Source organism: Collimonas sp., assembly GCF_035566375.1.
GTDB lineage: Bacteria > Pseudomonadota > Gammaproteobacteria > Burkholderiales > Burkholderiaceae_D > Collimonas.
On the sequence record NZ_DATMRK010000030.1, the window covers coordinates 190,757 to 199,818 of the forward strand.

Here is a 9,062-nt window from a genome sequence, read left to right on the forward strand (position 1 = left end):
TACTAGCGTCAGTCGCGATGGCTATTGGTGACTGGCTAACGGAAAATGGTGGGATGAAAATTCGGAAAAATGTCCGACATGTTTCGCGGACCTTCATTTCTGCAATGATTTCGACTTCGAATAGCTCCGTCGGGGTCTCGTCCGATCGGTTGACCTTGTTTCTGTATCAGTTCGAAACAGCAGTTGCTTCCGAACGTGGACTTGTACGGATTTCACGTACGCGGACGGAATACGCGAGTCACAGAGTCCCGACAATCGCTGAAGCGAAAGTCGCTAATTCTAGTTCGAGCCCGCTGAAGCGGCTCAGCGCAACACTATCGACAATCCTGTCACTTTCGAATTTTTTACCTGAAGATCTTCCCGATGCGTCAATCCTGAATCTCCCGCGGGCGATGGCTATTGGTCTACAGTATTCGTCGCTTGATGGGCACACAAGATTTATACCGATTGACACTGGACTTCGATATCTTAACGAGGCGCTGAAGTGGGTGCACAAATACGGTGATGCCCTTGTCGACTACTATTTGAGCGTTGTGGTTCGGATGCGCGAACTTAACGATGGCGGTTCGCCCAATAATTGGGAAATATCTGGGGAAGAGTTAAGGAAAATTCCTATACCGGATGCGTTGCGCTCGTTGGGGTACAGGGGCGAACAATTGAATGGACCGCGTGAAGAAATAAATTTTTCGGCACTTCGCACAAATCCTACATTGACGAATTTGTTACAGGTTTGGGCAGGTGCTGTCGCCACCGTCATTGCATGTATGAAGCCATCTCGGGATAGCGAACTCGAGAGCTTACAACGGAATTGTTTGCTAGGGGACGGGCCGTACTATTTGGTTTCAGAATTGGGAAAACGTACGTATCGGGAAGAGCGAGCAACGACAGAAGGAAAACCAATTCCAACCATAGCGGCGCGCGCCATTAAGCAGATGCAACGGTTAGGCGAGGGCTTGGTTCAATTGCAGGGAGAGCCTGACGCGTACCAAGCCTCTCTGTTGTTTTACTTACCTTATGCTTCGCACACGTTTGGAAAAACGAAAGCGGCTAATGCAAACTCATTCAATCGGCTCCTTGATCGCTTTTGCGATTATGTCGGGCTGCCCCCCGACGAGCTAGGTCGTCGCTGGTACGTGAGAGTCCATGAATGGAGAAAATGGTTTTTGCTCCTGCTTTTTTGGAGCGCTCGGTTTGGTGCTTTGGATGCTGCCAGGGACATTGCTGGGCATGTCGATGAAGCCCACCTACTAGCCTATCTTGAGCGCGAATTTCCCAGTGTGGAGTTTTCGTCGATGGAGGCTGAATGGGCCGTTGATCGTTTGCGAATTTATGACACCACGGGGGTTTCACACCAAGGCGAATGTATTGAGCAAATGTATATCAAGGTTTTAAGTCATTTCAAAGCTGAGCAATTGGAAATGATTCCAGCGCAGGAGTGGATTGGCTATGTTAAACAATTGAGAGAGAACGATGAATTTCATCTACGCCCATTCGCCTTCGTCGATGATTTTGGTAATGTGGGCCATCTTGTTGCCTTTCACTCCTTTCGCTTTGAAGGTGATGAATGAGTGCTCCTACAGTCAAGCACAAAAAATTAAGTCCAGAAGAATGCAAGTCTAGTGTATTCAATCGTTACGTTGCGCTGGAAGCTGCTCGCGTCGCGACCGGCCCAGTCGATCCTGTCATTTTGAGTGGTTGTCAATCGATGGTATCACTGGCCGCAATGGAATCACCTGAGCACAAAATACAGGGCTTCGGATCGCGCAACACGCTGTTTAAGTATGCTGAGTCTGTTCTAACTGAGGACTTGATGAAGACCCCATCGGGCGAAAGGGGAGTGAAATACTTGGACTGGCTCCGATTGCGGGTCAAGATTAGGGGAGAGGCTTTCCAGACGGCGAGAACCGGTGTTGAGAGAGCAAACCGAGCGCGCGAGCGCGCAGACGGATTGGCGCTGGAACTGCAAGAATTAAGGGCTTCTGTGAGTGTGATGACACGAGCTTATAACCAGTTGCTGAAAGATACAAAAAACATAGCCGACGACCGTGCCACCGATCATCTAAGCAAACTCAAACTGGCGAATTTGTTGGACAATCACTTTTCTCTCTTCGGCGAGCTGTTTCAACCGAAGCTCGTCGCAGTTTCAGAGCCGTCGAACCTTGCAAGTACAAGAATTCATGGCCCCATATAACAAGAAAAAGTTATATGTGCGTCAATCCGACCTTCGAATTCCGGATAGTGTGCAAGAGACGGTATCCGGAAACATAATAAATTATCAAACGATAAAAGTTGGTGCATTCGTCAATTGGCCCGATTCTCGACCTTGTGTTGCGGTAAACATGTATTTGCTCGCGAACGCCCATGAGTGGACCGGTGAGACCCCGGTTACTTATGCGAGTGAATTGTCGGAGTTGGTGCGCTACTGTCATGGCAAGCTAAAGTCATTTTCCGATCTTACCGATGGCGACATATTTGCGCTAGTCGAGCATTTGACGAGCGAGATAAATCCTCGTACGGGCATGCGTAAGAGAAATAACAATACCGCTTGCGAAATATTACATCGCAGTTTGTGTTTTTTGATGTGGTATCAGGAAAATCTGCATCGTGGTCTAATTCCTCTGATTGGTGAGGAAAAATCTGGTCCTGCGATCTTGGTTTCGCAAAAAAAGAATGATCGCGGAAACCTCTATTGGACTCACCGCTACGCGCCCGAGCCAAATTCTACCGATCCGAAACTCCCGATTGATCTAAGCATTATCGAAGCGATTGATACGTCAATCGAACATCTCAGCATCCGGGAAAATCATTATGAACCGGCAATGCGGCCATTTAAGAGAAATCCTGAATTCTTTGATAGCCTTCTTTCTTATCACTACGCCAGGCGCAGATTCATGATTTGGATAATGCAGCGTACAGGGCTTCGTCCGGCCGAGATGGTGGGCTTGTCGCTCATCGATAACAAAGATGTATTACGTAAGAATGTACTAGTAATTCCAACTATGAAGCGCCGAAAACTCCTACCGCCGCCGAGGACATTCGCGATTACCCCAAAGGATTCCCGGGTCGTGATGCGTTATTTCGCAGCGCGTGGCGCTTGGATTGCGGCCTGCGCAGCCAATGATCCGGGATTTGCACCTAGCGATGCAATGTTTTTGGGGGTTGCTCCAGGCAGCTGTGGGGCTCCGATCTCCAAAGGAGGTTTAGATCGAGATTTTAGGAGTCTTTGCATCCACGCGGGGCACAAAGATTCTGAGGCATGTTTTTCGATGTTCAGACATCGTTTCATAACTTGGGAGGTACTTTCGCACATAAGGGCATGGGAAGCAGAAAAAGGGCGGCCAGCTAGTGAGCAAGATTATCGTTCAATTCTCGAGAAGGTTCGTATCAAGACCGGGCACGCGGATGCCATGTCATTGTGGCACTATATTGATCTCGCTCAGGATCTCGCAGGCGTTTGGGTAAACGTTGAACGCGCATCTGCGCGCCTACACGCGGCAGATCATCTTAAAGTTGACCTGGAAGAGCTTAGGCACGATTTGCGATCTGGGAATGTTCCGCACATGGCTGCCGAGCAGATTGCGAGCCTAGTATTGGGACGACTCGAGGGAATCATCGGGGACGCGAGAGCCGCAGGATTGGGGTAAAGCGCATTCCCCCGTTCTGCAGGCGCCGGCAAAACAGAAGGACAATTAAATGAGGGGCGACGGCTTCTAGTTCAGCCCAACTCTAACTCTTCAGTCTATCTTGCATTTGTTTGGCAAGTTCGTTATCCACTAAGGTAACAAATTTGCCTGGCTTCATTTTCAGTGCCGCGGCGAGTTTGAACACACTTGTAATTGTCGGTTGTTTCTCACCAAGCTCCAAAGAAGAAATATGCTTTCGCTGCAGGTCAGCCTCAAATCCAAGCTTCTCCTGAGTCAATCCCTTATTTATTCGTAATCGGCGTAATACCAAGCCGAAAGCGATCGCTGTCAAATCATTCAAATAATTCCCCCAATAGTGGGAGTAATTTCGCCGTTGATGTATTATTTGTCTTCCCCCTATAGAGGGAATTCTATTTTCGGACGCAATAATGCATTGCATTCGATGATGCTAGTTTAAAAAATATTACATAAACGATCGCGGAATTATTGAAATGATTGGTCGAGTGAAATTGTGGGTTCTTGAAACTACTTGGTTATCTGAGTTCGTGTCACAAACGTTAATGCAGAGGGAGTTACCAGATCACATCGGGTGAATTTTGCGCACATCTAGAATGCCGATAGCTGCTCATAAGATTGAGGCAGCCAAACCTTTTTCCTCCGTAATTAATACATTCCATTTAAATGCCATCAGAAATCGCAATTGCCATTCACGATGAGAAAATCCTTTGCAAGTTAGCGAATGAAGATCTTCTGTTTTTGTTGATTCGCAAGCCGCAATCGAAGTTTTACTTAGACGTTTCGGCGCTTGGTCGCGTGAATTTTCTGGCGTTCGCGAGAATCCGAGAATTCGTTTTAGACAATTTTGGGCAGGTGGAGATGATCGGCGAGGAGGATAGCAGTGCATTTGATGAGCGACGCACTTCAATCTATGCGCTGCTGTCAAGCCATGACGCTCTCTTAGATTCCAAAGATGTGCAGCGAACGATGTCGGCCCAAGTCGAATTAATCGTGCTGTGTTTGGATGTTTACGAAGCGTCGGCACATATTTCTAAGCACGGGCCGCCGATACCTGCCGCTAAACCGCCAAAAATCGTGACCTTTCCGGAGTTTCGGCGGGAATTGGTTGACGCCGGCCATATGTATTCTGCAGCGCCTGTGAAAGAATGGGACTGGATCGTTGACCACTATGGTTTGAAAGTTAAAAAAGCTAAAGAACCGAATCTGAAATCAGGCGGGGTTTTTCGCCAGCTTTATGACCCGGTGGATTTTGAGGAAATGCGCGACCAGGTACATTTGCAACCGAATGATGTCAGAGTCATCCTTCAGCGAAATTTGGACCAACTGGGATCATTGGGGTCAGACAGAAAATTCGCTTCGGCTCCTAGCGTGCAAGCTCTGGATAATTTGCAGGCACGATTTCCCAATTTCGCCGAGGTAATAGATGCGATTAAGCGGCGAACGGTGCTTGCGCGACTTGTAGGTGATTCAATTGCACAGCTGCCGCCGATGCTCTTGCTAGGTGAGCCAGGGGTTGGGAAAACGGCGTTTGCTAAAGCATTTTCAGAGACGGTACAAACCAATTTTTTTGAAATTCGCATGAATAGCCTGACGGCGGGTTTCGCAATCGGTGGGAGTGACATGTCTTGGTCTAATGGCCGCCCCGGGCTTTTGTTCAACGAAATTGCGCTCAAGGACATCATTAATCCCGTCTGTCTGCTCGACGAGCTAGACAAGGTGCCACCAGGGATGTCTCATGACCCGCGCGGTCATCTTTATACGTTGCTGGAGCGCGATACCGCGAAGAGATTTAAGGACGAAGCGATTTCGATCGAGATGGATTTATCGCACATTATCTGGATTGCGACTGCCAATGACGCCACCGAGATTGAGTTGCCACTGCTTTCAAGATTCACAGTATTCAACATACCACCACCGACACGTTCGCAAGCACGCGACATTGCAAAAAATATCTACTGCTCGTTGCTAGAACACGAGGAATGGGGCAAGTTTTTTTCAAAGACGCTTTCGGACGATACGCTCGACGAAATCGCGAGTGCGTCGCCGCGTGAAGTACGCAAGCTCTTGTTTGATGCACTGGGTAGTGCTGCAGGTGATAATCGGAACGAATTGCTGGTTTCCGATTTTGATCGATGTCGCGCTAAAAGCGTTCGATCACAATCCATTGGATTCTTTTAGGTGACTGAGGATTGGTGGCTGTTTCTCCTTGGTGGCCGCGACATGCGATGCAAGAAACAGTTCGGGATTGATGTAGGCCATTATTTTTGTGCCGGCTTAGTTCCTGCGAACTTTGCTGGATATTTTTGATCCTAAAAAAGAAGATGTTTGATGTTACAGACCGACGAAATTTGGGAGTACTCTTACGATGGCAAAATGCTTGGTTCCTTTTTAAGGCAACCGGGTCAGCGTCAGTATGCATGCGTTGAAATTTCTCTGAACGTCGCCCTTTTTCATGTGGATATTGTCTTTCGAGACAAGCATCAAATCGGCCAGTCCTGGTCGCGCTTTATCGTCGATGACATTGAGAATGTGCTACAGCTTATTCGGCGTGATGACGTGATCAAAGTGCATATAAGCCTTCAAACGAGTCGGTCGGCCAATGCCGAGTACAAAATCAGCTCGGTCGTGGAAATCATCCAAGGAATTAGCAATGAGGGCCGTAAGCACTACATGTGCAAATGCTCAAATGACGCACATTACGTGGATGCGACCATCGGCGACGTCAAAATTGAATTGTCAGAACAACGGACAGTATGGTCAAGCACCGCGAGCCAACTATGAAAAATATTCTGGTCGTTGATCTCGAAGCGACTTGTTCCGACGATGGGGCGATTGCAGCAGAAAAAATGGAAACGATCGAGATCGGTGCGTGTTGGGTCGATGGCGATGGAATAGTGATTGATCGCTTCAAGTCGTTTGTGCAACCTATCGTAAACCGTCGGCTCACTCCATTCTGCACACGCTTAACCGGTATCCAGCAGAACGATGTTGACGCTGCTCCGTTGTTTCATGTCGCTGCAGAGCTGTTGCGTTATTTTGTTGATCAACATCGAACGGCTACCTCGACGTGGTGCAGTTGGGGTGCCTACGATCGTCGGCAAATTGAGCGCGATAGTATATTGCACGGGATCGTTCAGCCGATTGAATTGCCGCACCAGAACGCTAAGCGGCTGTTCGCAAAATCCCAGCGAATCGGAAAAGAAGTCGGTATGGCAAAGGCGTGCGACCTGGCGGGATTGGCTCTCGAGGGCGCACACCATAGGGCGTTGGATGATGCTCTGAACGTCGCGCGTTTGCTCCCGTGGGCATTCGGAGAGCGATCTTTGCGGGCACGGATCTCATCTTAAGAACGGCTCCATGCGTACCCTGTGTCGCTTTTTTGATATTAATTTTGGCTCGCGCTCTAATTTGTCGCGTTTTTTGCACCAGCTGCCTCAGTTTGTCGTGTTTTTTTAAATTTAAGCCAGGAAAGCCGGGCAAGCGAAGTGGATTTTCGAAATTCTGAGCCGATTCTCAAATATTTTAGCGGTAATTAAGTATTCGGCATAAAAAAAAGGGACGCGTCATTAGGTGTAGCGGCTCGCATTTCAAACCGACCGTGCTCGCATTCGACGCCGATTTCGGCTCGAATTAACTGCAACTGACGGGGCGCTCATGCTCACGGTCTCTGCAAATGAGCTTGCAATCGACGACGCCGGCTCGCATTCCAGGGCCTTCGGCTCACGCTAACTGCAAATGACGCCCCATATCGGCAAGCCCCTGTTCGATCTGCGGGAAGGGCCGCTGTCGAGCCAAAGCAGACGATTGAAGATTGCTATCCTGAATAATTTGGGAATGAAGGCGTCACGTTTTTGCGAACTGGCTATACTTTGCAATCTTTGACAACACAAATCACTATGCCAATAGCAAAAACTGATTTTACGACTCGATTCTTCAAGGATGCGGGTATCTCCACAGGAATGCGCGTTCTTGATGTCGGGTGCGGGTCTGGTGATTTGAGCTTCTTCGTAGCGGGTTTGGTAGGCACAGAAGGTTCGGTGGTCGGCATCGATCACGACCTGACCGCATTGAGGGTGGCTCGACAACGAATCGAGGCTGAGAATACTCCGTCGCCGGAGTTTGTACAAAGCGATTTGCTATCCATACCATCCGAACTGGGGCAATTTGACGCCATTGTTGGCCGACGCGTACTCATGTATCAACCAAATATCATTGCTGCCGTGCGGGCGCTGGCACGATCTCTCAAGCCAAGCGGCATCGTTGCGTTTCAGGAGCACGACTCTACCCTCGTGCCCGCAGCCCTAAATGCCTTCCCGCTGCACCGACAGGCTCAAGGCTGGATCAAAGAAATGCTTGCCCGCGAAGGAGCGGATTTGAATATCGGCTTCAATCTGCATAAGATTTTGACTGAAGCTGGCCTGAAGGTGGACGATTTGAGAGCGGAATGCCTTTTACAAATGCCAGACCAACCCAATAGCGTTGGCAATATCGTAAAAGCTTGTTTGCCGCGAATCGTAAGCTTGGGAGTAGCGAGCGCAGAGATAGTGGACATCGCAACCCTGCAGGCCCGACTAGACACGGAGCGCCAAGGCTCTGAAGGCATCTATATCAGCGATATCATATTTGGAGCGTGTGCGCACAAGCCATACTAGTGCTTGGACTACATTCAGACGTCCGCTTATGGGCCGCAGGACTAAACCGCACATTCTCAAGAAGCTTATCAATCCATGAGCTTTGTCCCCACCCCGCGTCCGCCTCCAAAGCTATATCGATTCGACGAAGTTTTATTCTACTGATTTCCTCGTCAGTGACTGGGAAGAAGGCGTGTCCTGGTTTGCAACAGAAAAATTACCCCATGAATTTAGATTTTATGGGGTAATTGTTGGAACCGGCTATCCATATTGGTATCGCGTCTACTACTCCGTACCAGGGAAACCATGGGAAGACCTTGTATGCAAAGACGGGGATGGCGAAGCATTTGAAAAAATGCGCGAGCGCATGGCGTTCAGTGAGTGGGTATCTTCGTGGAAACGAGGATTACCGCCACAGTTTTTTAACCAAGGCGGCAACTAGTAGAGAGTATGGTAAGCGTCAAGTTGTAGCACCGTCTGTACGCCAGGCGCCGCCCCATCCATGATTTAACTGACGCTTTACGGACTCACCGCGTCTCGGATCAGCGGGATTATCGACGCCATGTATTCGGATCGAGACTGTTCACCTAGGTCGATCACCTTTGTACCGCCTGCTGCTACAAATTCGACATTTTCAATACCGAGAACATTCAAGATGAGGCGCAGCCACTGCGTTGCTATGTCCCGGTCTCGAATCGGCGACCCCACTGTATAGCTACCACCCGAAGCTAGCAAGACCGTGCAACGCTTGCCTTTCAAAAGTCCTTCG

General features: G+C 49.0%; 10 protein-coding genes. 8 read left to right on the forward strand and 2 right to left on the reverse strand.

Annotated features, from left to right (window positions below):
• Positions 1-17 precede the first annotated feature (17 nt).
• The 3 genes from VNZ60_RS10140 to VNZ60_RS10150 are packed head-to-tail and all read left to right on the forward strand — an operon-like array spanning position 18 to position 3,644.
• Positions 18-1,568 (forward strand): hypothetical protein, encoded by a 1,551-nt coding sequence (locus VNZ60_RS10140; RefSeq protein WP_325658684.1) that lies wholly within the window; start codon positions 18-20, stop codon positions 1,566-1,568.
• Positions 1,565-2,191, forward strand: a complete 627-nt coding sequence (locus VNZ60_RS10145; RefSeq protein ID WP_325658685.1) for a hypothetical protein — start codon at positions 1,565-1,567, stop codon at positions 2,189-2,191. The genes VNZ60_RS10140 and VNZ60_RS10145 overlap by 4 nt, the downstream gene beginning before the upstream one ends.
• On the forward strand, positions 2,178-3,644 hold the full coding sequence (locus tag VNZ60_RS10150) for a tyrosine-type recombinase/integrase (protein WP_325658687.1): 1,467 nt from the start codon (positions 2,178-2,180) through the stop codon (positions 3,642-3,644). Before VNZ60_RS10145 ends, VNZ60_RS10150 begins: the two co-directional genes overlap by 14 nt.
• An 82-nt stretch (positions 3,645-3,726) precedes the next feature.
• Here the strand turns inward: VNZ60_RS10150 and VNZ60_RS10155 are convergent, their stop codons facing one another.
• Positions 3,727-3,984 (reverse strand): helix-turn-helix domain-containing protein, encoded by a 258-nt coding sequence (locus VNZ60_RS10155; protein ID WP_325658689.1) that lies wholly within the window; start codon positions 3,982-3,984, stop codon positions 3,727-3,729.
• Between the two features lie 341 nt (positions 3,985-4,325).
• Here VNZ60_RS10155 and VNZ60_RS10160 point away from each other — a divergent pair, with 341 nt between their 5' ends.
• The 5 genes from VNZ60_RS10160 (at position 4,326) to VNZ60_RS10180 (ending at position 8,735) form a co-directional block, all read left to right on the forward strand.
• Entirely contained in the window at positions 4,326-5,840 is a 1,515-nt protein-coding gene (locus VNZ60_RS10160; RefSeq protein ID WP_325658691.1) for an AAA family ATPase, read from the forward strand.
• A gap of 150 nt (positions 5,841-5,990) precedes the next feature.
• On the forward strand, positions 5,991-6,443 hold the full coding sequence (locus VNZ60_RS10165) for a hypothetical protein (RefSeq protein ID WP_325658693.1): 453 nt from the start codon (positions 5,991-5,993) through the stop codon (positions 6,441-6,443).
• Complete coding sequence (locus VNZ60_RS10170) at positions 6,440-7,009, forward strand: 3'-5' exonuclease (RefSeq protein WP_325658695.1); 570 nt, start codon at positions 6,440-6,442, stop codon at positions 7,007-7,009. The genes VNZ60_RS10165 and VNZ60_RS10170 overlap by 4 nt, the downstream gene beginning before the upstream one ends.
• A gap of 522 nt (positions 7,010-7,531) precedes the next feature.
• Positions 7,532-8,314 carry a class I SAM-dependent methyltransferase gene (locus VNZ60_RS10175; protein ID WP_325658697.1) on the forward strand — a complete coding sequence of 261 codons (783 nt, stop codon included), beginning with the start codon at positions 7,532-7,534 and terminating at the stop codon, positions 8,312-8,314.
• 172 nt (positions 8,315-8,486) lie between these two features.
• Positions 8,487-8,735: a hypothetical protein gene (locus VNZ60_RS10180; RefSeq protein ID WP_325658699.1), complete on the forward strand. Its 249-nt coding sequence runs from the start codon at positions 8,487-8,489 to the stop codon at positions 8,733-8,735.
• A gap of 77 nt (positions 8,736-8,812) precedes the next feature.
• On the opposite strand, the gene VNZ60_RS10185 is transcribed toward VNZ60_RS10180, so the two are convergent.
• Positions 8,813-9,062, reverse strand: a 250-nt coding sequence (locus tag VNZ60_RS10185) for an NAD(P)H-dependent oxidoreductase (RefSeq protein WP_325658701.1), incomplete at its 5' end; no start/stop codon positions are given.

Bases quoted from the DNA above. Each gene is read 5' to 3' on its own strand.
- VNZ60_RS10165 (WP_325658693.1), top strand. From the start codon at position 5,991: ATGTTACAGACCGACGAAATTTGGGAGTACTCTTACGATGGCAAAATG.
- VNZ60_RS10140 (WP_325658684.1), top strand. From the start codon at position 18: ATGGCTATTGGTGACTGGCTAACGGAAAATGGTGGGATGAAAATTCGG.
- VNZ60_RS10145 (WP_325658685.1), top strand. From the start codon at position 1,565: ATGAGTGCTCCTACAGTCAAGCACAAAAAATTAAGTCCAGAAGAATGC.
- VNZ60_RS10160 (WP_325658691.1), top strand. From the start codon at position 4,326: ATGCCATCAGAAATCGCAATTGCCATTCACGATGAGAAAATCCTTTGC.
- VNZ60_RS10170 (WP_325658695.1), top strand. From the start codon at position 6,440: ATGAAAAATATTCTGGTCGTTGATCTCGAAGCGACTTGTTCCGACGAT.
- VNZ60_RS10150 (WP_325658687.1), top strand. From the start codon at position 2,178: ATGGCCCCATATAACAAGAAAAAGTTATATGTGCGTCAATCCGACCTT.